The 23,234-nt window shown below is 62.7% G+C and carries 17 protein-coding genes; 8 read left to right on the top strand and 9 right to left on the bottom strand.

Translation table 11 applies throughout. From position 1 onward, the window contains the following. Positions 1 to 123 precede the first annotated feature (123 nt). The gene (locus tag F8O05_RS10250) at positions 124 to 576 is read right to left on the bottom strand and encodes an Lrp/AsnC family transcriptional regulator (protein WP_158052654.1); all 453 of its coding nucleotides are present in this window, start codon (positions 574 to 576) and stop codon (positions 124 to 126) included. 160 nt (positions 577 to 736) lie between these two features. Here F8O05_RS10250 and F8O05_RS10245 point away from each other — a divergent pair, with 160 nt between their 5' ends. Continuing rightward, positions 737 to 1,369 (top strand): LysE family translocator, encoded by a 633-nt coding sequence (locus tag F8O05_RS10245; RefSeq protein ID WP_158052653.1) that lies wholly within the window; start codon positions 737 to 739, stop codon positions 1,367 to 1,369. A gap of 131 nt (positions 1,370 to 1,500) precedes the next feature. After that, positions 1,501 to 4,839: a lamin tail domain-containing protein gene (locus F8O05_RS10240; RefSeq protein WP_158052652.1), complete on the top strand. Its 3,339-nt coding sequence runs from the start codon at positions 1,501 to 1,503 to the stop codon at positions 4,837 to 4,839. Positions 4,840 to 5,227: 388 nt separating this feature from the next. Here the strand turns inward: F8O05_RS10240 and F8O05_RS10235 are convergent, their stop codons facing one another. The 3 genes from F8O05_RS10235 to F8O05_RS10225 are packed head-to-tail and all read right to left on the bottom strand — an operon-like array spanning position 5,228 to position 8,560. Then, positions 5,228 to 6,208, bottom strand: coding sequence for an energy-coupling factor transporter transmembrane component T family protein (locus tag F8O05_RS10235; protein ID WP_158052651.1), 981 nt, complete (start codon positions 6,206 to 6,208; stop codon positions 5,228 to 5,230). Beyond that, positions 6,201 to 7,988: an ABC transporter ATP-binding protein gene (locus tag F8O05_RS10230; protein ID WP_158052650.1), complete on the bottom strand. Its 1,788-nt coding sequence runs from the start codon at positions 7,986 to 7,988 to the stop codon at positions 6,201 to 6,203. Before F8O05_RS10230 ends, F8O05_RS10235 begins: the two co-directional genes overlap by 8 nt. Beyond that, the gene (locus tag F8O05_RS10225) at positions 7,985 to 8,560 is read right to left on the bottom strand and encodes an ECF transporter S component (protein WP_158052649.1); all 576 of its coding nucleotides are present in this window, start codon (positions 8,558 to 8,560) and stop codon (positions 7,985 to 7,987) included. The genes F8O05_RS10230 and F8O05_RS10225 overlap by 4 nt, the downstream gene beginning before the upstream one ends. A 120-nt stretch (positions 8,561 to 8,680) precedes the next feature. Between F8O05_RS10225 and F8O05_RS10220 the strand changes: the two genes are divergently transcribed. The 5 genes from F8O05_RS10220 (at position 8,681) to F8O05_RS14810 (ending at position 14,713) form a co-directional block, all read left to right on the top strand. Further along, positions 8,681 to 9,616, top strand: a complete 936-nt coding sequence (locus tag F8O05_RS10220) for an ABC transporter ATP-binding protein (protein WP_158052648.1) — start codon at positions 8,681 to 8,683, stop codon at positions 9,614 to 9,616. Then, positions 9,616 to 10,830: an ABC transporter permease gene (locus tag F8O05_RS10215; protein WP_158052647.1), complete on the top strand. Its 1,215-nt coding sequence runs from the start codon at positions 9,616 to 9,618 to the stop codon at positions 10,828 to 10,830. Before F8O05_RS10220 ends, F8O05_RS10215 begins: the two co-directional genes overlap by 1 nt. A 185-nt stretch (positions 10,831 to 11,015) precedes the next feature. Beyond that, positions 11,016 to 13,151: an acyl-CoA dehydrogenase family protein gene (locus F8O05_RS10210; protein WP_158052646.1), complete on the top strand. Its 2,136-nt coding sequence runs from the start codon at positions 11,016 to 11,018 to the stop codon at positions 13,149 to 13,151. 149 nt (positions 13,152 to 13,300) lie between these two features. Then, positions 13,301 to 14,221 (top strand): KPN_02809 family neutral zinc metallopeptidase, encoded by a 921-nt coding sequence (gene ypfJ / locus F8O05_RS10205; protein WP_158052645.1) that lies wholly within the window; start codon positions 13,301 to 13,303, stop codon positions 14,219 to 14,221. A gap of 3 nt (positions 14,222 to 14,224) precedes the next feature. Further along, on the top strand, positions 14,225 to 14,713 hold the full coding sequence (locus F8O05_RS14810; RefSeq protein WP_192497129.1) for a hypothetical protein: 489 nt from the start codon (positions 14,225 to 14,227) through the stop codon (positions 14,711 to 14,713). An 82-nt stretch (positions 14,714 to 14,795) separates the two neighbouring features. Here F8O05_RS14810 and F8O05_RS10195 read toward each other — a convergent pair whose 3' ends face one another. The 3 genes from F8O05_RS10195 to F8O05_RS10185 form a co-directional block, all read right to left on the bottom strand. Then, positions 14,796 to 16,391 (bottom strand): HNH endonuclease signature motif containing protein, encoded by a 1,596-nt coding sequence (locus F8O05_RS10195; RefSeq protein ID WP_158052644.1) that lies wholly within the window; start codon positions 16,389 to 16,391, stop codon positions 14,796 to 14,798. Positions 16,392 to 16,545: 154 nt separating this feature from the next. Next, positions 16,546 to 18,354, bottom strand: coding sequence for a DNA helicase RecQ (gene recQ / locus F8O05_RS10190; RefSeq protein ID WP_158052643.1), 1,809 nt, complete (start codon positions 18,352 to 18,354; stop codon positions 16,546 to 16,548). Between the two features lie 98 nt (positions 18,355 to 18,452). After that, entirely contained in the window at positions 18,453 to 18,749 is a 297-nt protein-coding gene (locus F8O05_RS10185) for a rhodanese-like domain-containing protein (RefSeq protein WP_158052642.1), read from the bottom strand. 226 nt (positions 18,750 to 18,975) lie between these two features. Between F8O05_RS10185 and F8O05_RS10180 the strand changes: the two genes are divergently transcribed. After that, positions 18,976 to 22,005 (top strand): DUF7937 domain-containing protein, encoded by a 3,030-nt coding sequence (locus tag F8O05_RS10180; protein ID WP_158052641.1) that lies wholly within the window; start codon positions 18,976 to 18,978, stop codon positions 22,003 to 22,005. 247 nt (positions 22,006 to 22,252) lie between these two features. On the opposite strand, the gene F8O05_RS10175 is transcribed toward F8O05_RS10180, so the two are convergent. Further along, positions 22,253 to 22,987 (bottom strand): ABC transporter permease, encoded by a 735-nt coding sequence (locus tag F8O05_RS10175; RefSeq protein WP_158052640.1) that lies wholly within the window; start codon positions 22,985 to 22,987, stop codon positions 22,253 to 22,255. Beyond that, positions 22,987 to 23,202: a hypothetical protein gene (locus tag F8O05_RS15300; protein ID WP_192497145.1), complete on the bottom strand. Its 216-nt coding sequence runs from the start codon at positions 23,200 to 23,202 to the stop codon at positions 22,987 to 22,989. Before F8O05_RS15300 ends, F8O05_RS10175 begins: the two co-directional genes overlap by 1 nt. Positions 23,203 to 23,234 lie beyond the last annotated feature (32 nt).

The following is a 23,234-nucleotide window of genomic DNA, read 5'->3' as shown; positions in this document are numbered from 1 at the left end:
GAGCGGGTGGCCTGTCTGGATGGGTGGGCCTGTCTGGATGGGTGGGCCTGTCTGGATGGGTGGGCCCGGCTGGATGGGTGGCAGGGCTGAATGAGTGGGTCTGCTGGGGCAGGATAGGTCGGGTTAGATCGGGATGACTCGGTCGTCGTGGAGGCGCTTCATCACGAGCGTCGACACCATGCGCTGCACGCCGGGTAGGCTCCCGAGCGTTCCGTCGTAGAGCTCCTGATAGGACTCGAGGTCGTGCGCGAGCACGCGCAGTACGAAGTCGGGTTCGCCAAAGAGTCGCTCGGCCTCGACGACATTCGGGATGCTGATGGCCGCGGTCTCGAAGGCGGTGACCGTCTCGGTGTCGGTGCGGGCGAGAGTGATGAAGACGATCGCCTCGAAAGTGAGGCCGAGCGCTGCTGGGGAGACCACGGCGCGATACTTCTCGATCGCGCCGGAGGTCTCGAGTTCGCGCACTCGGCGGTGGCAGGTCGACAGGCTCACACCGATGCGTGCGGCGAGGTCGGTCATGCTCAGGCGACCATCCTCCTGAAGTAATGAAAGAATTTTTCGGTCTATCGCATCCATGTGAAAAATTCTCCCAGCCTTGTCCGCATGTCTCGCCAATGATCGAAGCACATTTCGCAAGATACTTCGTAGGATCTCCCGTAATCGTAAGAGTGCCGTCTGCTGAGTCGTAAAGAATCACTGACCGCTCGGGCATTCGGCAGGATTAGGGAGGGCTCAGATGGACGCAGCATTGGTCGCGCAATTCTGGGGCATCGGCCTGCTGCTCACGCTCACGCCGGGTGCCGACTGGGCCTACTCGATCGCTGCGGGAGTGCGGGCACGCTCGATCGTGCCGTCGATCACCGGTATTCTCGCGGGCTACGTCGTCGTAATTGTGGCAGTGGCGTTCGGAGTCGGCGCGCTCGTCACAGAGTTTCCAATGGTGCTTTCGGCGCTGACGTTTGCGGGAGCGCTCTACCTCGTGTGGCTCGGCATCGGTACGCTCCGATCGCGCACGACCGAGATTTCCGCGAGTGATCGCGACCTCGGCACCGGGAACATTGCGCAGTTCTTCCGCGGCGCCGGAGTAAGCGGCATCAACCCCAAGGGCATCCTGCTGCTGATGGCATTGCTACCCCAGTTTGTTGCCGCGGAAGGTGCCGCCGCATCCCTGCAGATGCTGACGCTCGGGAGCATCCACCTGCTCAATAGCGCGATCGTGTACACGGTCATCGCGCTCCTCGCGCGCTCCCTGCTGAAGGCGAAGCCCGGCTGGGCGACCCGCGTCGGGACTGTCTCGGGAACCCTCATGATCGTGTTTGGATGCATGCTCTTCGGCGAGCAGATAGCGGAACTTACGGGCATGATCTAGCGTGATTTCATCCCGGGTTGCCCACTCGTTTACCTTGCCGCAACCAGTCGCTCGTCGAAGTTCACTTAGCTGTCCAAGTTGTGTTTTTGGGAACGCAGCGTGTTCTCAACACTTGAACTAAGGGAGCAGAAGTGCGCGCAGTAGGGCGAGGTATCTCGGCCGTCGCGGCATTGGCAATCGGTGGATCCGTCATCATGACGGCACCCTCGCTTGCCATGGCCGCGCCAGTCGAGGGCAACATCGTAATCAACGAAATCGAGTCATCGGGCGGTATCCCGGGCGACTGGATCGAGTTCTACAACCAGAGTGCGGAGTCGGTCGACTTGTCCGGCTACATCGTCAAGGACGATGACGACGATCACCAATACGTAATTCCGGCGGGCACGACGGTGGCCGCGGGCGGCTACCTCGTGCTGGACGAACTGAACGGCAGCGAGGGCCACTTCGACTTCGGTCTCGGCAACGGCGACTCGGTCCGCCTGTTCGCGCCCGACGGGACGACGCTGGTGACCGAACAGACCTACCCGGGCCACGCATCCACCACTTACGGCCTGAACTCGGCAGGCGAGTTCGTCGAAACGGCGGTGCCCTCGAAGGGCACGATGAACAACTTCACCGGCATCGTCATCAACGAGGTCAACTACGACGACGCGTTCTCGGGCTCGCCAGACGCCGTCGAGCTCTACAACGCTGGCAGCGCATCCGTCGCGATCGGCGGCTGGAGCCTGCACGACGACAAGGACCGCCCGGGCGAGGGCGACATCCCCGCCGGCACGGAGCTCGCGCCCGGCGAGTACTTCGTCATGACCGGCGACGACGTCGATTTCACCTTCGGGCTCGGCAAGGGCGACCAGGTTCGCCTGAAGGATGCATCGGGGAACGTTGTCGAGGCAATGGCCTACGAGAACACCTCGCCAACGATGATTTTCGCTCGCTGCCCCGACGGCATCGGCACGTGGCAGCACGCGACTGAGCTCACCCTCGGCGCGGCAAACAACTGCGACCCGCTCGAGACCGCGGAAGCAGCGCTCGTGCTCAACGAGATCGACTCGGGTCCGGCCGACTGGCTTGAGTTCTTCAACCCGGGTGGCGAGGCGCTCGACATCTCTGGCTACGAAATCCGCGATAACGCTGATGACCACCGCTGGCGCTTCCCGGCCGGGTCGAGCATCCAAGCGGGCGAATATCTGCTTGTTGAGGCCTCGACGATGGGCCTGATCTACAACGACCAGACTCAGGGCTGGGACGAGAACACCTTCGAGGCTGCGATCGGTATTGGTTCGGGCGACTCGATCCGCGTGTACGACGCTGAGGGCACGCTCATTCAGGAGCACTCGTGGACTGAGCACGCCGCAATTGACGGCGACGCCGCGCTCGCGACGCTCGGCCGCTGCCCGGATGCCACCGGCGAATTTGCCCTTGCACATCCGACCCCTGGCGCCGCCAATGAGTGCGTGACGCCTGCGGTGGCGATCAACGAGATCGAATCGAACGGTGGCACCCCGGGTGACTGGGTCGAGATCATCAACATCGGCGACACCCCGGTCGACATTTCGGGCTGGACCGTGATGGACAACGACCCGATCGGCCACGCGAACGACGTGACCCCGCTCGAGCAGGGCACCATTCTGGAGCCGGGCGCGCTGTTCGTGTTTGAAGAGCTGCGCGACTTCGACTTTGGCCTCGGCAACGGTGACACCGCGACCGTGCGTGACGCTGCCGGACAGACCGTTGACGAGCACGTCTACGACGCGCACGCAGCTGGCACACTCTCGCGCTGCCCCGACGGCACCGGCGAATTCGTTGACACCGAGGTTTCGACCAAGGGACAGCTGAACGCCTGCGGCAACCCCGTCGTACTGAACGAGGTCGAGTCCTCGGACGCCGATGGCGGCGACGACTGGATCGAGCTCTACAACCCCCGCCTCGAGGAGGCGCTTGACGTTTCGGGCCTCGTGATCCGCGACAACGACGACTCGCACTCCTACGAAATCCCCGCGGGCACCTCGATCGCTGCGGGTGAGTACCTCGTGATCACCGAGAGCGAATTTGGTTTCGGGCTCGGAGGCAACGACTCGGTGCGCATCTTCGAGGGTGAAAACATCGTTGAGGAAACCAGCTGGTCGGGCCACGCCGAGCACACCTGGGGCCGTTGCCCGAGCGCAACCGGCAACTTCGCGGCCACCTCGGCGGCGACCCCCGGCGCACTCAACTCGTGCCCCGGCATCCCGGCCGTCGAAGCCTGGACCGGCGCGGACGAAGTGACTGTGCTCGACCCCGAGGCCATGTTCCTTGAGGACTCCTCGGGGCTCGACTTCCACGACGGATCGCTCTGGGCCGTCGACAACGGCACCGGCATGATTTGGAAGCTCGACGCCGCGTTGGACGGTTCGGTTTCGTTCGCCGAGGGTTGGGAAGACGGCAAGCGCGTGCGCTTCCAGAAGGATGCGGCGGATGCTTCGGCCGCTGGTCCCGACGCTGAAGGCATCACGCTCGACGGCTCCGGCATCGTCTACCTCGCGGTCGAGCGGGACAACTCCGCCAAGGGCGTGAACTTCAACACCGTGCTCGCGGTTGACCCGACAAAGGCAGGGCCCGACATCGTTGCTGATTCTGAATGGGACCTCACAGAATCGCTGCCGTCTGTCTCTGCAAACATGGGCATCGAGGCCATCGAGTGGGTGCCAAACTCGGTAGTTGAAGGTGCGATTGTGGATGCGAACACCGGCTCGCCCTTCGACGCTTCGGTTTACCCGGATGCGGCAGCCGGCGGAGTTTTCTTCGTCGCCTTGGAAGACAATGGTCACGTCTACGCCTACGTGTTGAACGAGGATGGCTCTGCGGTGCAGATCGCCGATCTCGACCCGAAGATCGGTGGCGCAATGGGTCTCGACTACGACTCGGTACTCGGCGTGCTGTGGGTTGAGGCTGACGACGGCTACAACGGCCGCCTCGCGCAGCTGACATTCAACGGCACTTCGGAACCGGAGATCGTGCACATTGACCGTCCGGCTTCGATGCCGAACCTCAACAACGAGGGCTTCGCGACCTCGCCTGCCGAGTACTGCGTTGACGGTCAGCGCCCCGCCTGGTGGTTCGCCGATGGCGAGACCCCGGCAGCCCTTCGCACCGCGCCGCTTGACTGCGTAGTTGAGGATGACGACGAAGCGAATGCTGGGGATGACGCTAACGGCGACGACTCGGCTTCGGGTGATGACTCGGCTTCGGGCGACGACAACGGCACCGCAACCGCTGGTGGCAACGGTTCCGACACGGGTGACGACGCAGCTGAAGACGGCAAGTCTCATGACGGCAAGCCCAACGCCGACGACAAGGGCGGCCTCGCACAGACCGGCGCCGAGGGCCTCACCTGGATCCTCATCGCCGGTGGCGTACTGATCGCTGCAGGCCTGGTGCTCTTCTTCGTACGACGCAAGGGCAACGTGACGGATGCATCCGCTGACGAGTAGTCGGAAGTGATGTCTGCTGGCACATCCGGCTAATCACGCATAGTGGGTCGCTCTTCCGAGCGGCCCACTTTGCGTTTCGGCAGTTCCGATGCACATCCGTCAGTGCCCGAGCATCGCCCCCTCCGCAAACTCGTCGATGGATGCTGTTTTTCGTGGGTTGGGGAGCATCGAGTGACGAGTCTGCGCTCGGCACTCCCGCAAACTCGTCGATAAACGTCGCCGTATCGCGGGCCAGCTACATCGAGTGACGAGTTGGGGGAGGGGTTCTGGAGACTCGTCGATGGATGCTGTTTTTGGCGGGTTGGACTGCATCGAGTGACGAGTTAGTGGAAGAGAAAGAGCGAACGGAGCGACGAGCGGGCGGGCTGGCAAGCCGGCCGCGACCGCCTTACCCGAGGCCGAGGGCGAACCCGGACGCGAAGATCGCCGAGGCGAGCAACAGCACCAGCAGCAGGAACGCCCAATCGCGGGGCAGAACTCGCAGCAGGTGACGCTCGGTGCGGGTCTCGCGGAAGCCGAAACCGCGCGCATCCATTGACAGGGCAACGCGATCCGCGTGCCGAAGTGCCGCCGCGAGTAGCGGCACGAGCGAGGAAAGCTGGCGTCGCAGCCAGCCGATTGGTCCGCGCCCGAAAGAGATGCCGCGCGCGCGATGCGCCTGCTTGATGATGCGCAGCTCCAGTCGAAAACGTGGCACGAAGCGCAGCGCCGCGAGCCCGGCGTAACCAAACCGGTAGGGTACGCGCAGTTGTTGCACGAGCGCTCGCACGAAGTCGCCGCCGGAGGTCGTCGAACCGCTCAGCATCGAAAGCGCCACGATCGCAACAATGCGGCAGGCCGTTTCCAAGCCTGCGAGCCAAGCGCCCTGATGGAACGTCCAATTGCCGATTGAAAAGAGTGCCGGAGTGTCGGCCACAAGGCTCGGCTCAATCCAGATTCCAAGCGTGATTGACAGCACCAGCGTCAGCAGCGGGAACCCCAGCACAAGCGCCAGCCGCACACTCCAACGCAGCGACGAACCGATCAGCAGCAGCACAATCGAGAGCAAAGCGAGCCCCGCCGGGATCCACACGCCACCCACGAAGAACACGCCAATCATCGGAATCAGCGCCGCGAAGAGCTTCGCGAGCGGGTGGATGCGGTGTAAAAACGGCAGCCCGAGGCTATCGGCTTCCGCAATTGTCGGGCGGTCGAGCCGCGCGCCGGAGCGTCGGTCTCGCAAGGTGGGTTTCCGCTTGCGTGAGAGTGGACCGGCCTTACCCGCGGCTAGGCTTGCACGGCGAGAGTCCTGTTCTGCGAGCATCGCCGCATCAGCAGTCGAAAGGCTCCGGGTCGGGGCATAGTCTTCGGCGGGTTCACGCTCACTCATCGATCAGCCCACCCAATCGATGCACGGGCGAGCCAACCGCAGGTGCGCCGGGGAGATCACGAAAGCGAGTGATTCCGGAAAGTGCGGGATGCGCATCCAAACCGCGGAAGGCGGTCGCCAGCGGCGGCAGACCGAGCCCGGCGGTCTCGAGTGCGTTGCTCGCGAGCACTTCGGCAGTTGGCCCGTACGCCGTGACCTTACCGTCCACGAAGACCAACAGCCGGTCGGTGACTTCGGCCGCTAGCTGCAGATCGTGGGTGGCCATGACCACGGTCGCACCTGCGGAATTCAGCTCCGAAAGCATGTCGATCAGCTCGGCCGCGCGGGCCTGATCCTGCCCAAAGGTCGGCTCATCAAGAATCAGCACCGGCGCGCCCGAGACGAGCGCGGTCGCCACCGAGAGCCGACGCTTCTGCCCGCCCGAAAGTAGGAAGGGATGCGCATCTGCGAACTCGGCAAGGCCAAACTGGGTGAGGGCGTGCTCGACGCGTTGCGTAATCGCCTCCTCGCTGAATCGCTGCGTGCGCAATTCGAGGGAGAGCTCATCGCGCACGCTGTGGGCGAGGAACTGGTGCTCGGGATTCTGAAAAACATAGCCAATCCGGTCACGCAGCTCACGGACCTTGAGCCGAGAAATATCCCGGCCATCGGTGGAAACAGTGCCTCGCGGAGGTGTTTCGATTCCGGCGAGCGCCTGCAGCAGCGTGGTCTTACCCGCGCCATTCGGGCCCACGACGGCGACGAACGCACCCGGCGGAATCTCAACCGAAACGTCCTTCAGGATCTCGCGTCGACCGCGCCGGATGCTGAGGTACCGGGCCATGAGGATAGGCTCGGCCGGATCGCGTACGACAGCAAGTCCGCCGGTGTTCGGCGCGGGCGTGGCAGCGTCACCAGTGTCAGCCGCGGGAGGATCAGCTGCAGGACTCGGCGTCTCGATCAGCTGCGTGCGCAGTTCCGTGATCGTCAACGGCAGTTCGGGGATGTGCCAACCGGCGTGGCGAAGCTGCTCGCCTACTGCGGTGGCAAGGGGGAGCCAGACCCCGAGTTTGGCGAGTTCGGTGCGGTGTTCCACGAGGACCTCGCGCGGGCTGCCGGAAAACGCAGGGCGCCCTTCGCGATCAAGCACGAGCACCGAAGTGGCGATGCGCAGCGCCTCATCGAGGTTGTGCTCGATCAGCACGATGCCGACCTTGCCACCGGCAAGCAACTTCGCGAGCACCTCGTACACTTCGCGGGCACCGTGCGGGTCCAAGTTTGCGGTGGGCTCGTCAAGAACAATCAGCGGCGCGCCTTGTGCGAGTGCGGCCGCGATCGCCAGCCGCTGGCGACCCCCGCCGGAGAGTAACTCTGGCGCATCCTCTCGCCGATCCCACAGACCTACCTCGTGCAGCGCATTCGTGACGCGGCGCTCGATTTCATCCGCCGGTACGCAGAGATTTTCGGGGCCGAATGCGACCTCGTCGAACACGGTCGCGGCCACCATCTGCGCATCCGGATCCTGGAAAACCATCGCGGCATACTGGCTCGTCTGTGCCATCTCAAGGTCCGCAAGATCGTGACCCGAAAGCGTCACGCGGCCCGATACATCCGCCCACACATCCTTGGGAACAAGTCCGTTCAGCGCGAGCGAGAGCGTTGATTTCCCGCATCCGGACGGTCCAAGAATAAGCAGTGCCTCGCCTGGACGAACCGAAAACGAGACCCCTTCGGGAGTCGGCCGCGGCGCATCCCGATGCGTGATGCTTAGCGCGTCGACCTCAAGGAGTTCCGCGGTCAATTGCCCTGCCGGTTATTGTTCGCCAGCCGCTCATCCGCCCGCAGCCCACGCGCGACGCCCGCGCCATCGAGGGCCTTCGCGAGCCACAGCCCAAGCACGGTGAAAATGGGCGGCGAAATGAAGAAGGTGACGACCACGAGGATCGTGCCGAGGAGGTTGAAATTGTGGCTCCCGAGGATGCCGAAGGCTGCACCCATCGTGATGAGGCCGCAGATTAGGCCGCTGACCATAAAGAGCCAGGGCTTCCACACGCGATAGCGCGCGATTAGGAACGGCAGTTCCTGCACGAGGCCGATCACCACACCTATGAGGAAGGCCATGAAACCGATCGGCTGGAAGGGGCTTGCCACCAAACCCGACAGCGCCGCGGTGAGCAGCGCCACCCCGCCGCGATGGAAAAGTGCCTGCGCGAGCACCCCGGGCAAGAAGTAAAGGCCCATCGTGACGCCGTACAGAAACGGGATGGTGTTGACGGTCAGGCCGCCCACCCACGCGTGCGCGGTGAACAGCACACCACCGGCGACACCGATGGCGGCGCAGGCGATGAGGAGGCGGGTGCTGATATTTCTCATAAGGCAATCCTTAGTAGTCTATCGGTTGCCCGGATCCAATCTTCCGCTATTTCGCCGTGCTACCGTCGAGCGAAATTTTGTTACTGCTGCGCGCATACAACAGGAATTGGGGAGAGCCGTTTGCTTGAGGTTAAAGGAATCAGCCACTGGTACGGCGAACGGCAAGTGCTCCGAGACGTCACCTTTTCGGTGACCAGTGGCCACCTCACCGGCTTTGTTGGCGCGAACGGTGCCGGCAAGACCACCACGATGCGGTCAATTCTGGGTCTCATTCGCCCGACTAAGGGTGAAGTGCTGTTTCAAGGGAAGCCGATCTCGGACACCGATCGCACCCGCTTCGGTTATATGCCGGAGGAGCGTGGGCTCTACCCGAAAATGAAGGTGCGCGAGCAGATCATCTACTTCGCGAAGCTGCACGGTGTCGACGGCGCCACCGCCGCCAAACGCGCCGATGAACTGCTCGAACGAGTGAACCTCGCCGAGCGCGCGAATGAAAACGTCGAGGCGCTCTCACTCGGCAACCAGCAGCGCGCCCAGATCTGCGTATCGCTCGTTCACGAACCCGAGTTCCTCATCCTCGACGAACCCTTCTCGGGCCTCGACCCAATCGCGGTGGATGTCGTGCTCAGTGTGCTGCAAGAGCAAGCGGCCCGCGGCGTGCCGGTCCTCTTCTCCTCGCACCAGCTCGACGTGGTCGAGCGGCTCAGCGACGAACTCGTGATCATCTCCGAAGGCGAAATCAAGGCCACCGGCTCCCGACGCTCGCTGCAGGAGCAGCATTCGCAGGGCCTGTTCCGAATCTCTGTCGACGACGATGCATGGATTCTCGCGCAGGACGGCGTCACCGAGGTCGGACGCGAAGGCGAGGACTTGATCTTCCGCATAGCTCGTGGTGCTGGAGATGATGGGTCAGCTGGTTTTGCGGGCGACAGTGATGGTGCCGATATTGATGCGCGCGGGCAGGCAATTCTCCAGGAGGCTGTCTCCCGAGGCCCGGTCCGCCGCTTCAACCACGAGCTTGTTCGCCTCTCCACCATCTTTAAGGAGATCCGCTAGTGCCCGAGCAGAATAGCCAAGCCAGACCCCAGACCCTCGCCCGACCGCTCAGTCGGGCCCAGGGCATCCGCCTGATCGCGCAGCGTGAGGTGAGCACGACCGTGCGCTCGAAGGCGTTCGTCTGGAGCTTCATCATTATGCTCGTGGTCATTGCGGTCGGCATCCTCGCGCAGGGGTTTATCGGCCGGTTCATGGAAGCGATGGTGGTCGCGGAGGACGACACGGTGGTGGCTTCGACGATCGACGTGAGCCAAATAGCCGATGCATCGGAAGACTCGGGCATCACGTTCGAGTCGGCCGCATCTGCCGAAGCCGCATTGGATGCGGTGCGCGACGGACAAGCGCAGGTTGCGTTAGTTTCGGGGCCGGAAGCAGCCGCGCTCGACGGACTCTTCGACGCCGAGGGCTCGGCACTTGACACTACCGATTACGGGCAGTTGCCCTTCGTGCTCATCGGTGAGGAGGCAGTTCCCAACTCGGTCGTGAATCTACTCACGATCGCCCCCGGGCAAGGCTTCCTGGAGGCCGGCGGTTCGCAGGAATTCATGACGCTCTTCCTACTGTCGACGGTATTCGCACTGATCTATTTCTTGTCGATCATGATGTTCAGCCAGCGCATTGCCCAGACCGTGATTGAGGAGAAAGCCTCGCGCATTGTGGAGCTGTTGCTGTCCACAGTGAAGCCGACCACGGTGCTCGCCGGCAAGATCATCGGCGGCACAGTTCTTGCGGTCGGGGAGGTCGCCGCGATTGTCATTGTTGCGCTGGCGTGTTTCGCGATCACCGGGCAGACCGGGATGCTCGATCTGCTTGGGCCTTCGATGATCTGGTTCGTGGTGCTGTTCATTGTTGGCTTCATCCTCTTTGCCTCGCTCTACGCGGCGCTTTCGGCCACCGTTTCGCGCCCCGAGGATGTCGCGAGCGTCACCTCGCCGCTGAGCATGCTGGTGATGATTCCCTATTTCTTGATTGTGTTCGCGAATCAGAATGAAGCGGTCATGACCTGGCTGAGCTACATTCCGTTCTCCTCACCGGTTGCCTTGCCGGTGCGGATGTTCAGTGCCGGTGTGGCGTGGTGGGAACCATTCCTTGCGCTCGCGATTTTGCTGGTGACCGTGGTTGGCGCGCTCTGGGTGGCCGGCCGAATCTACGAGAACTCGGTGCTGCGAACCGGGCCGAAGGTGAAGCTGAAGGACGCACTCAGGGGGAGTTGAGCATCCTAACTGTGCGAGTCGAATAACTTTTCGTTCTCGTATTTGTAGAATGCCCATAAGTCGAGAGTCTCGTGACGGGCCGCAATTGTGTCCGTTACGAGACTCTTTTTTTGCTGCGTGAGACGCGGTCGTAGCCTGATATGAGAGCGAAATTGCGGGCGGAAATGCCCGCTCGCTGTCTTGCAATGACGCGCTTTATTGATTGGAGCACCTCCGTGACTGACCAACTCGCCGAAATCGTTGAAGATCAGCTCGACGATTCGGATCTCGAAGCCGCTGAATCCTCCGAGTCAACCAGAATCGATGTCGATGAGGTCCACCGCGCCCTGCTCGGAAGCTGGCCTGCCGAGCGGCAACGTGCCCGTGATATTGCCGCTGACCCCGCATTCTGGCGTGACGACAGCCTGAGCCTTGCGGAACATCGCGACCGCGTACTCGCACAGGTCAAACTGCTCGCCGAGCGTGGCACCCCGAGCCTCGCATTCCCGAAGCGCTTTGGTGGTGGCGAGAACCCCGGCGGCAATATTGCCGCATTCGAGGAGATCTTCCTCGCCGACCCGAGCCTGCAGATTAAGTCGGGCGTCCAGTTCGGGCTTTTTGGTGCGGCGATCATGCACCTCGGTACCGAAGAGCACCACGAACGCTGGCTGCCGGGCGCAATGGATGTGTCCGTGCCGGGCGCGTTTGCGATGACTGAGATCGGTCACGGTTCGGATGTCTCCTCGATCGGGACGACCGCGACCTACGACCCCGAGACCGAAGAGTTCGTGATCAATACGCCCTTCCGTGCCGCGTGGAAGGAGTATCTCGGCAACGCCGGTCGCGATGCGACGGCGGCCGTACTCTTTGCCCAGCTCATCACCAAGGGCATGAACCACGGGGTCCATGCTTTCTATATCGAGATTAGGGATGCCGAGGGCAACTTCCTGCCCGGCGTCGGTGGCGAGGACGACGGGGTCAAGGGTGGCCTGAACGGTGTCGATAACGGTCGACTGCATTTCTCGGACGTGCGGATTCCGCGCACGAACCTGCTCAACCGCTACGGCGACGTAGCCGCGGATGGCGCCTATTCTTCGCCGATCGAATCTCCGGGACGGCGCTTCTTCGTGATGCTCGGCACGCTCGTGCAGGGGCGGGTTTCCCTGGACGGCTCGGCCGTGGTTGCGCAGCAGGCGGCGCTCGCGATTGCCGTGACCTACGGTAATCAGCGTCGACAGTTCGATAACTCGGGCAAGGGCGAAGAGACCGTGCTGCTCGACTACGGTCGCCACCAGCAGCGGTTGATCCCGCGGCTCGCGACGGTCTACGCCGCCGCCTTCTCACATGATGAATTCCTGCGGGAATTTGACGCGGTGTTCTCTGGTGCCGGTGACACCCCGGACCGTCGCGCTGATCTCGAAACCCTCGCGGCCGCACTCAAGCCGACGACAACCTGGCAGGGGATGGACACCCTGCAGGTCGCGCGTGAAGCGTGTGGCGGCGCGGGCTTCATGGCCGATAACCGACTCACGCTGCTGCGCCACGATCTCGACGTCTATACGACCTTTGAGGGCGACAACACCGTGCTGCTGCAGCTCGTCGGCAAGCGACTGCTGGAGGACTACGCGGCAAAGTTCAAGGGCGCGGATGCGCGTGAAGCGGCGCGACTGTTCGTCACTCAGGCTGCGACCAAGGCGTTCCACGAGATCGGCTTGGCTCGGCTTGGCAGCATCGCTCGCGACCTTGGGTCGAGCGCGCGGTCGGTTGGTTGGCTGCGCGAACCCGAGAATCAGCACGCGCTGCTCGCCGCTCGAGTTCAGGACGAGATTGCCGAAATCGGGATGGCGCTCAATCGTGCGGCCAAGGCGGGGCGCGGCGAAGCAGCGTTCAATGCACTGCAGAGCAGGCTCATTGATGCCTCGCACGCGTACGGGGAGCTCATCCAGTGGGAAGCCTTCACGCGCAAACTTGAGGACTTCAGCCCCGAGAGCGAGACCCACCGCATCCTGACCTGGCTGCGCGATCTCTTTGGGCTGACTCTGATCGAACGTGACCTGTCCTGGTATCTCATCTCGGGAAGGCTCACGACCAAGCGTGCGCGGCTGGTGACTTCCTATATTTCGCGGCTGATCTCCCGATTGCGTCCACACGCGCAGTCGCTGGTGGATGCATTCGGGTATACGGATGCGCACCTACGAGCCAAGATCGCCACGGGCATCGAGCAGGAACGGCAAACGGAGGCTGCGGCCTACTACGAGGAGCTTCGAGCTTCCGGAAATGCGCCGCTTGATGAGCGTGTGGTGTATCGGCAGAAGCGGAAGGCTGCGAAGCAGGCTGGTTAGGTGTGCTGTTCGATTGCGGACTGACCGATCGAGCGCTAGCCGAAGGCCTAGTCTGATGGTTGGCAGACTGGTGTGCCGGGACCGAAGCGATTGCGTATCGGTCCCGGTTTCATCCACCTGGCTATCGAGTGCGTGAGTAGTATCGCGGTATGACCTTCAACGACAACTCGCGCTTTGATTCGAGTAACGTGCGCCGTCGTCGCTCGTCGAGCTCGGGCGGCAGCGGTGGCGGCCGTGGCGGTTTGGGCAAGGGTGGCGCGCTTGGCGGCGGTGGCATCCTGCTTGTGGTGGTTGCCTTTCTTATCTCGCAGTTTCTTGGCGTGGATATCTCTGGGATGCTCGGTGGCGGCTCGGCCGGATCCGGTACGTATGCAGATGAAGACTTTTCGTGCACGGGCGCCCAGGCGAATGAGCAGACCGACTGCCGGATGGAGGGTGCCGCTGTGTCCCTCGAGCAGTATTGGACGCAGACTGCTCCCGAGCTCGGCATCAATGACTATGTGAACCCGATGGTGTATTTGTTCGAGGGCCACACGAGTACCGGCTGCGGTAATGCCACGGATGCAATTGGGCCGTTCTATTGCCCCGCGGATCAGAGTATCTACATCGATACGTCGTTCTTTGACGTGCTCGTGCGGCAGTACGGTGCCGAGGGCGGTCCGCTTGCGGAGATGTATGTGCTCGGTCATGAGTGGGGCCACCACATCCAGAATTTGAGTGGCGTTCTTTCGAGCAGCAATACGCAGGATCAGGGTGCAACCGGAGGTGCGGTTCGTACTGAGTTGCAGGCGGACTGCTTTGCTGGGGCGTGGATGCAGAGCGCGGCGCAGGCGGTGGATGCTGACGGCAACCAGCTGATGCAGGAGCCGACTCGCGCCCAGATTCAGACCACAATCTCGGCGGCCCAGGCTATTGGGGATGACCATCTGCAAGAGCAGGCTGGGATGGAAGTGCAGCCCGAAAGCTTTACCCACGGCACGAGTGAGCAGCGTACGAACTGGTTGATGGCCGGTTATCAGGGCGGTGCGAGTGCCTGCAATACCTTTACCGTGCCCGATTCGGAGCTCTAGTTCGTGTTTACCTTCGCTTTTATTCTCAACATTGTCGTGCTCGGAATCGGTGGAATCCTGCTGCTGGTTGGGTTGCTCTTGCTGGGCTTCGGGATCTTTGCCCTGTTGAGGGCGCGGCGCGCTCCTGTTGCGGCGCCGAGTTATTCGAAATCGGTGGACTATCCGGCTGAGAACGGTATTGAGAGAGGCTTTGAAGATAAGCAGCAGTGGGCGAGCGAGATCGCTGCTGGTGCTGGCCCGGCCGGCGGTGGCTCGGCCGGTGCTGGCTCGGCCGGTGCTGGCTCGGCCGGTGCTGGTATCGGCGAAGCGGGTCGCGATGCGGCTGGCGATATTTCTGACGGCGAGACTTCCCGAAGCGAAGCCGGGAGCACCGCATCCAACTGGTTTAAGAACGTCAAGCACGCGCGCGAGAAGTCTTTTCTCGTGGTGGGCGGACTGCTCGCACTTATCGGCGTCTACATGTTGTTGAGCACCATCGCGTTAATCGCGTAGCCCGCGAACAAGCGTATTTCTACCCACCAGACACCGGAGAAGTAACGTCGTCTCACCTCCGGTCCGCCCACAGACCGGATCGTCAGAACGGTGCGGGTTCGCATGTTCGGCCGGGTTCGCTGGATCGAGGGGATTGGTCGGTTTCGCTGGCTCCACGATTTTCGTCGGCTCGGCTCGCCTGGTTTGTTCCGTCGGGTTGACTGGTTCGACTGGCATCGTTGAATGGGCTGGCGTCGTTGAACGGACTCGCGGGCTCGCCTGTGGGGCGGAACCGTGGTCCCGTAGGTGATGGGCTCGTGGTCGCGCGATACCCGAGTGGTGTTGTGAACTCGAGGACTCCGCGCCCCAATTGCTTGACACCCCAACCGGCGTGATGTTTTTGCACATGATGTGCTTTGCAGAGGTGAGCGAGATTATTGATGCTTGTCGGCCCGCCCTCGGAATATGGGATCGTATGGTCGACTTCTGAACCGGCGGCTGGTCTCGAGCAACCTGGGAAGCGACATATGACGTCGCGAACCCTGAGGAAGCGGCGCTGGCTTTCATCTGGCGGGTAATGGTCGACACAGAGCGTGTGCCCGGTGATCGGATCTGTCAGAACCCGCTGCAGGGCCGGTGCCGTTGCCGCAAGCTGTCGAGCTTCTTCGAAACTCATTGGTGCGGTGCCGTTCAAAAGCGCCGGGTCACTACCGTCGATGCGCCCGCTGATCAGCGAGAGCACGGGCACCGTGACGTTGATGGTGGCAGTAATCCGAGAAGCGCCCGCGGTTTCACTCTCCAGAATGCTCGTGGGCGTGGCTGTAAGCATCGTCTCCGCAAATACGTCGGCGCGAATCTGCGCTGTGGTGCGGTCATCGGCGACGAAACCGTCGACCGAGGCGCATTCGGCAGCCTCCCGCTCGGCGTCCTCGCGAAGGGCTCGTGCTTGGCGCGTCAAAATCTCATCAATTGCGGTTGCCTGCTCGATCGGAAGATACGAAATGAGGTACGCCATGCCGTGACGAGCCGGCTTAACGTACACGCTGCGCTCCGCTCGTTCGCGCTTGCATGCCTCTTCAAAATCTTCGGCCGCGAGCGTGGCGAGCTCTTGTTCGAGGAACTGACTCGTCTCCCGAACCGAGTGCTCGCGGGCATACTCCAGGCCTCGCTCTGAGAGGGCGAGTGCGTCTTTACGCTCGAGGGCCCGGGCATTCTTGAGGAGCTCTCGTGCGTGCCGGAATTCAACTTCTCCGGCAGCGATCGCATCGATCCATTCGGGGTAGTTCGTGACGAGTTCGTAGGCGTCGTAGGCGCGGTTGCGCAGCGAGATGTCAGTTTCGCGAGCAATGAAACTCAACTCACCCATGAGCGACCGTAAGTGCCAGGCGAATCGTCGGTCACGATCTTCAAGCATGCGCTCGGTTAGTGGCGAATCTGCGCCCCTGGTCGGCGAGAGCGAGTCGGCAAGCGTATCGGCAAGTTCATACGCTGCGGCGAGGGCACGGAGCTTGATCGCATCCGCTTGGCCGAGGAGTCCCTGCGCCGTTGCGTATGTATCGCGGAGTAGCTGCGACTGTTGCCGGGCTGAATCTTCCGTGCCGTCGCAGGAGGCAGTCTCGAGGCGATGCTTGTGCTCCGCGTAAAAGTCGCCGGACGCATCGAAAGTAGGGGCCTCGCTCGTTGTGCTGGAATCGGACACGAAAGGTCACCTCCTCATGACACTGTGCAAACATTCTATCGAATGACTGCGCCTTGTTCCTTCGAATATTCTACCGGTATTAGTTTCGAAAGTGCAACCCCTATGAGGAATTTATTTCTCGAATGGATACTCGATTTCGAGGTGCTGAAGTGAGCTAAATATCTGCCAGAACCGCGAGCAACTCGTCGCCATACTGTTCGAGCTTCGCTCGGCCAACGCCCGAGATGCCAGCGAGCTCACGCAAAGTGCTCGGTCGTTCGACGGCCAGCTCGCGCAGGGTCGCGTCATTGAAGACGACATACGCTGGAACCGACTGATCCCGCGCAGTATCACGCCGCCACTCGCGTAACGCATCAAACCGCTCGCGCTGACCCGGCTGCAACTCCGACACTGCAGCTGCGGTCGAAGTCCGACGCGAACTGCGCGCCACCGCGGCTGCCTCGTCCTTACGCAGCATGACTTGCTCACGACCGGCAAGCACTTCGGCTCCGCGCGGCGTGACCCGCATGACACCGTATTCGCCAACCGCCGTGATGATGTTCATCGCCAGCAACTGCCGCACCACGGTGCGCCAGGACGCATCTTCGAGCTCGGTGCCGATGCCAAAGGTTGAGACCTTGTCGTGCCCCTGCGCCGCAGAACGCTCGGTGCGCTTGCCCAAAAGAATGTCGATCAACGCCCCGGCGCCATACGCTCGCCCCGTCGCGCGGTCGAGCCGCACGATTGTCGAAAGCAGCTTTTGCGCTTGCACCGTGCCGTCCCAAGTCTTCGGCGGATTCAGGCAGTTATCGCAGTTCCCGCAGGGCTCGGCATCCTCACCGAAATAGGCGAGCAGCATCTGTCGCCGACAGCCGGCGGTCTCACACAAGGCGAGCATCGCATCCAGGTGCAGCGACTGCTGTCGCTGACGGAACGCATCTCCCTCGCCCTGCTCGATCATCCGCCGCTGCTGCACGACGTCTTGCAGGCCGTAGGCGAGCCAAGCTGTGGCCGGTTCGCCATCGCGGCCCGCGCGACCCGTCTCCTGGTAGTACCCCTCGACTGACTTTGGCAGATCCAGGTGGGCGACAAAACGCACATCGGGTTTGTCAATGCCCATCCCGAACGCGATGGTCGCGCACATCACGACGCCCTCGTCGCGCAAGAACCGCTTCTGGTTGAACTGCCGCTGCTCGGCGGTGAGCCCCGCGTGATAGGGGAGCGCATCCAACCCCTGGTCGCGCAAAAATTCCGCGGTCTGCTCAACCGATTTGCGGGATAGACAGTAGACAATTCCGGCATCGCCGTCGTGCTCGGCGCGAATGAAGCGCAACAGCGAATCCCGGGCGCGATTCTTAGGGACGATTCGATACTGAATATTCGGCCGGTCAAAGCTCGAGACGAATTTGGGTGCGGCTTCCAGGCCCAGGCGGGATGCGATTTCCTCGCGTGTCTGGATGGTTGCGGTGGCTGTCAGCGCAATCCGCGGGACGTCAGGGAACTCTTGATGGATGATGTCGAGCCCGAGATAGTCGGGCCGGAAATCGTGGCCCCACTGCGAAACACAGTGCGCCTCATCAATTGCAAAAAGCGAAATATTGCCGCGTTTTAGCAGGTCAAGCGACTGCTGCAGGCGCTCCGGCGCGAGGTAGAGCATGTCCAGTTCGCCCGCTTGATATTGCAACTCAACTGCGCGGCGCGTATCGGGGTCGAGCGTCGAATTCAGAAACGCGGCCCGCACACCGAGCTGCTCAAGCGCAGCGACCTGGTCCTGCATCAGCGCGATCAGCGGTGAAATAACGATGCCGGTACCGGGACGAACCAGCGACGGAACCTGATAACACAGCGACTTTCCGCCGCCGGTCGGCATCAGTACCAGCGCATCCTGCCCGGCAATTACCGTGTCAACGATCTGCCGCTGCGGGCCACGGAAATCGGGGTAACCCCAGACCCGCTGGAGGGTCGACAACGCGGCTTCACTCATGCATCCAGCCTAGGTGTTGCCACCGACATGACCGACCCGGCCCGAACATCCTGTGCAAAACCCGGGCGGCTAAGTCTGCGCGAGAGAACTGTGGAGAACTAGTCGCGTTCCACGGGCAGGCCTGCGGATTCCCATTCCGAGATGCCGCCAGCCACGTTCGTGGCCGTGCGGCCGAGGCGCTGAAGATGCTGCACCGTGCGACCTGATCGCCCGCCGCCGTGGCACATGATGTACGCGCCTTCGGGGATTTCGTCGATTCGGTCGGTCAACTCGCTCAAGGGGATGCTCTTCGCGAAGGGGACGCGGACCTCAGCAACTTCGTTCGGCTCGCGGACGTCGATCAGGTCGATTTCGGTGCCGAGTGCGTGCAGTTCCTGGGGCGTGATTTCGTTCATGCCTCCCAATGGTAGGCGGATGCTCCGACTCGCGAAGGATATTCGGAGTCAGGATGAGGATCTTTGTGCTCAGTTCGCCGCAAATAAATAGTGGGCCGGTAGGCTCGGGTGTTGGGGCGATCACCGTGGCCACACTCGCCAGTCGAGACGCTCCGGCCACTTTGCGTCGCCTTCACGACCCATGACAATCCGCGGAGCCCGGCTCCGCGTGCGAAGGAGTCTGCAAGTGACGGACAGCAACTGGAACCCACCATCGGGCGACCAACAGCCCGGTCGACCCGGTCAGTATGGGCAGGGGCAACCTAACCGGCCAGGCTTTGGCCAGGATGCATTGGGGCAGGATGCGTCGGGTCAGGGCTCCGCAGGTCTGGGCCAGTCTTCTTCGGGCCAGTTGGCTCAGCCGCAGCAGGGAGTTGGCCAGCAGGGCGCAGGTTGGCAGCAGGGGAACCAGGAACCAAACCAATTTGGTGGCGGCCAGCAGCGTCAGTTTGAGCAGTCCCAAGGCTTCGGCCAGCAGCCGGCGCACGGTTCCCAACAGGGACAGTACGGTCAGCAGCCCGGCCAATTCGGGCAGCCGAATCAGGGCGGACAACCGGGATTCAACCAGCCGGGGTACAACCAGCAGGGACCTGGTCAGCAGGCCCCCGGTCAGCAGAACTTTGGTCAGCCTGGCTTTGGTCAGCCCGGCTTCGGTCAACAGCAACCGCAACAGCCGCAACGGCAGGCGCCGCAGGCGGTCAAGGGTTCGAAGCTCGACTGGGTGCGTGACATTGGCGCACCGGTACTGCTGCTGATTTCACTCGTGATGGTCTGGGGCGTTGACCCGGATCGAGCCAACGGCATCTCGCTCACCGCGGTTACCGTCGCCCCGCTGATCACCGTGCTCGTCGCGGCACTCGGTGCGATCTTCCAACTGCTCGCACGCTTCGGGTTGCTGCCGCTGTCGCCGCAACTGACCTATTACATCCGCTCGGGTGCGCAGGCACCGCTGTTGGTGACCGCGGTTGTCTACGCCGTACTCGACATCATTGGTGCGTTCCAGGCGACGGATGGTCGCTATAGCGACCTGGTCTTCCTCGGCCTCGGTGCCGGTGTAGGCATCGCGCTACTCGGTGCGGTGCTGGTCGTGCAGGGTCGCGACTATGAACTTCGCGCGATCGGCGGTCTGCAGTCGCCTCTGGGGCGAATCATGGCCTTGGTTGGAAAATCCCTCCTGTACGCCTTCGCGGGGCTTGTCGCGATTGGTCTGCTCGTATGGATCATCAGCTCCTTCATGCTGATGGGACAGATCGAACTGTTCACCCCGATCGTTGGAGTACTCGGCGCACTGCTACTGGTACTCGCCGTGGTGATCTTCCCCGCCGCCCTGTTTACGCTCGGCTCGGAACCGGGACGCCTCGTGCTTCTCGGCGTCGGCATGGTTGCTGCCGCAGCGCTCATCCTTGACGGTACCTTCGGCCTGGGCTTCTCGCTGCTGGGCGTTGAAAGCACGGCGACGTTCCAGTTCATTCCGTACCTGCTGGTCTTTGCGGCGCCGCTCGGTGGGCTCGCGATCGCTCCGCACTCGATTGCAGACCGCAAGCCGATCCACCCGACGCAGCGCTGGTTCAGCGCCGCAGGCCTCGGACTGCTCGTCGTCGCAGCGAGTGCCTTCGCATTCATCGTGATCGCGATTTACGCCCTGATTCCGAAAGACTTCGGCGGCTTCGTATCGGCAAGTCTCGAGGGCGGCCGACTCGTACTCACCATCCTGATGCTGGTGCTTGCACTGGCAATCGGCGCCGCAGCGGTGCTCGCATACTTGTCGATCCGCGGACCACAGATCAAGGCCTCGCAAACGCAGTTGATCGCGATGGTAGGCGGCGCGGCGATCGCTGGATTCATCCTGATGATCCTCGCGCTCGTCGAGCAACGGCTCGACGGTTACGACACGGCTTCCGTGCTGCCCGCGATTTACCCGACGGCGACGCTCTTCTTGCTGCCCCTGGTCATCGCGCTCGGCTTGCTGCTGCCGAAGGAGATTCGTCAGCACTTTGCAAGCACCGGCACCGCACTCAAGTTTGGATCGAGCGCCACAAACCAGCAGGCACACGGACAGCAGCCGACTTACGGTCAGCAGGGCTTCGGTGGCCAGCAGGGCCAGCAGGGTCAGCAAGGCTTTGGCGGTCAGCCGGGCTACGGTGGTCAGCCGGGCAAGCCACAGAACTTCGCGCCGGGGTACGGTCAGCAGGGCCAGCCTTCTCAGCAGTCGACCTCGTCCGAGGGCTTCGGTGCGCAGCAGGGCCAGGGTCAGCAAGGCCAGCCGGGACAGCAGGGCTTTGGCCAGCAGCCAGCTCAGGATGCATCGGCTCAACCCGGCTACAACCAGCCCACTGGAGGAGGCGCCGGTTTCGGTCAGCAAGCTTCGGGCCAGCAGGCGCAGAGCCAGCAGGCATCGGGCCAGCAGAACCAGGATGCCCCAGGCCAACCGAGCCACTACCAGCCCACTGGTGTTGTGCCAGGGTTTGGCCAGCAAACCCCTGGCTCGCAGGGATCGGGTCAGCAGGCTCCTGGCCAGGCTGCTGCCGACCACCAGTCACCGAGCCAGTCGGGTTACGGCCAGTCGACGGATGCGGTGGGCGGCGTCGGCCGTGAGCAGCGCGACCAGTTCTCCAGCGGGCAGCCTTCCTCGGATGCATCCTTGAGCGAGTCCTCGACCGGTGGTTATGCATCCACCCAGGGACGCCAGGAACCGAGCAGGTCTCCCTTTGGCCAGACTCCGTTTGAGCAACAGAGCGACCAGCCGGAAGCCAAGGCTGTCGACAACGGAACCGCGCAGTCAGCGTCACCTCGCAGTCCCTTCGGTAGCGAGTCGGAAAAGAACCCACAGCACTCCCGTTCGGAAGCAACCGCCACGGAGTCGGACGCTGCAGCATCCGCATCGTCCGCATCCAACGCCGCGGATGTGGCCGGTTCGAAAGCCTCGGCTTCGGATGCATCGGGCTCCGCAGCATCCGGCTCCGCAACCGATGCTGCTACCGGGGATTCTGCCGCAGCACCCAAGACCGAGGAACCTGTCGATCTCCCGGCCGCCGCGCGCAAGGCGCTCGACCCGGACACTCCTGCAGGTGAACTCGACTGGATGAAGGAGCACAAGGAACTCTGGCCATATCTCGCGTCGGCACCCTCAGCATCCACCGAACTGCTTGACTGGCTCGGAATGACCGGCGACCCGACCGTGCTCGCATACCTGAAGAACCGCGGCCACCAGGTCTAAGCAAGATATCTATAGCGAGCGGGCTGGATGAACGGAAACGTTCACCCAGCCCGCTCGCTTTGTGCGGCGGCGCGGTTGCCATTGCAGTTCTGTGTAGCCCGGGTTGGACTACCGGCCGGGGATGCACGCAGCAGCAATAGGTGCTCGGCAGCAACGACGAGGTGGCGTGGTTGCCATTGCAGTTCCGTGTAGGCCGGGTAGCACTACTGGCCGGGGATGCGCGCAGCGGCAATGGGTGCTCGGGCAGCTACGCCGTGCGGCGACGCAGCGTCAGGGCCGCGAGGGCGAGCGCGGCGAGCATGATCGCGAAGATGAGCAGGACCGGGCCCCACACATCCCACCCCTGATCGCCCGAAGTGACGGCGTTAATCGCGTCGATCGCGTAGCTCAAAGGCATCCACTTCGAGATTTGGTAGAGCACCTCCGGCATGTCCTCTCGCGGCATGAAGAGCCCGCCGAGAATGATCTGCGGGAATACGATCACGGGCATGAACTGCACCGCCTGAAATTCAGTGTGAGCGAATGCGCTCGCAAGCAACCCCAGGGCACTGCCGAGTAGCGCATCCACCACCGCGACCACACCGAGCAGCCATACCGGGCCGCTGACTTCGAGCCCGCACACGAGCACGGCGTAAGTCACGGTGATCACGGCCTGGAACATCGCCATCAGCCCGAAGGCGATCGCGTAGCCAAGAATGAAATCGGCCTTCGCGATCGGCGTGGTCATGAGCCGCTCGAGGGTACCCGAGCGACGTTCGCGCAGCGTCGTGATCGAGGTGATCAGAAACATCACCACGAACGGAAACAGCGCCAGAATCGGCCCACCAAGGCTCGCAAACACTTGGGGTTGTTCGTCAAAGAGCCACGCGAATAGCCCAACGAGCAGGCTCGGGGCCACGAGCATGAGTACGATCGACCGCGGATCGTGGCTGAGCTGGCGCAGCACCCGACCTGCCGTTGCCAAACTGCGTTGCGGAGTCATTAGATTTCTCCCGGCTTTGCGTGTCGGCCGGGTGGATGCGGTGGTCGAGTCGCATCCGAATCGGCACCGCTGGTTCCCTCCCGCAGCAGCGCCAAGAACGCCGACTCCGGGTCGGTCGTCCCGGTTGACTCGAGGAGCCCCGCGGGTGTGGTGTCGGCGATGATAGACCCGGCTCTAATGAGCAGCAGCCGGTCGCAGCGCAGCGCCTCGTCCATACCGTGAGGTCGGAATACACCGAACTCGACTG

This window comes from Gulosibacter chungangensis, assembly GCF_008831155.1.
Lineage (GTDB): Bacteria > Actinomycetota > Actinomycetes > Actinomycetales > Microbacteriaceae > Gulosibacter > Gulosibacter chungangensis.
The sequence above is the reverse complement of the archived record's forward strand: the minus strand, read 5'-3'. Positions and strand labels throughout refer to the sequence as shown.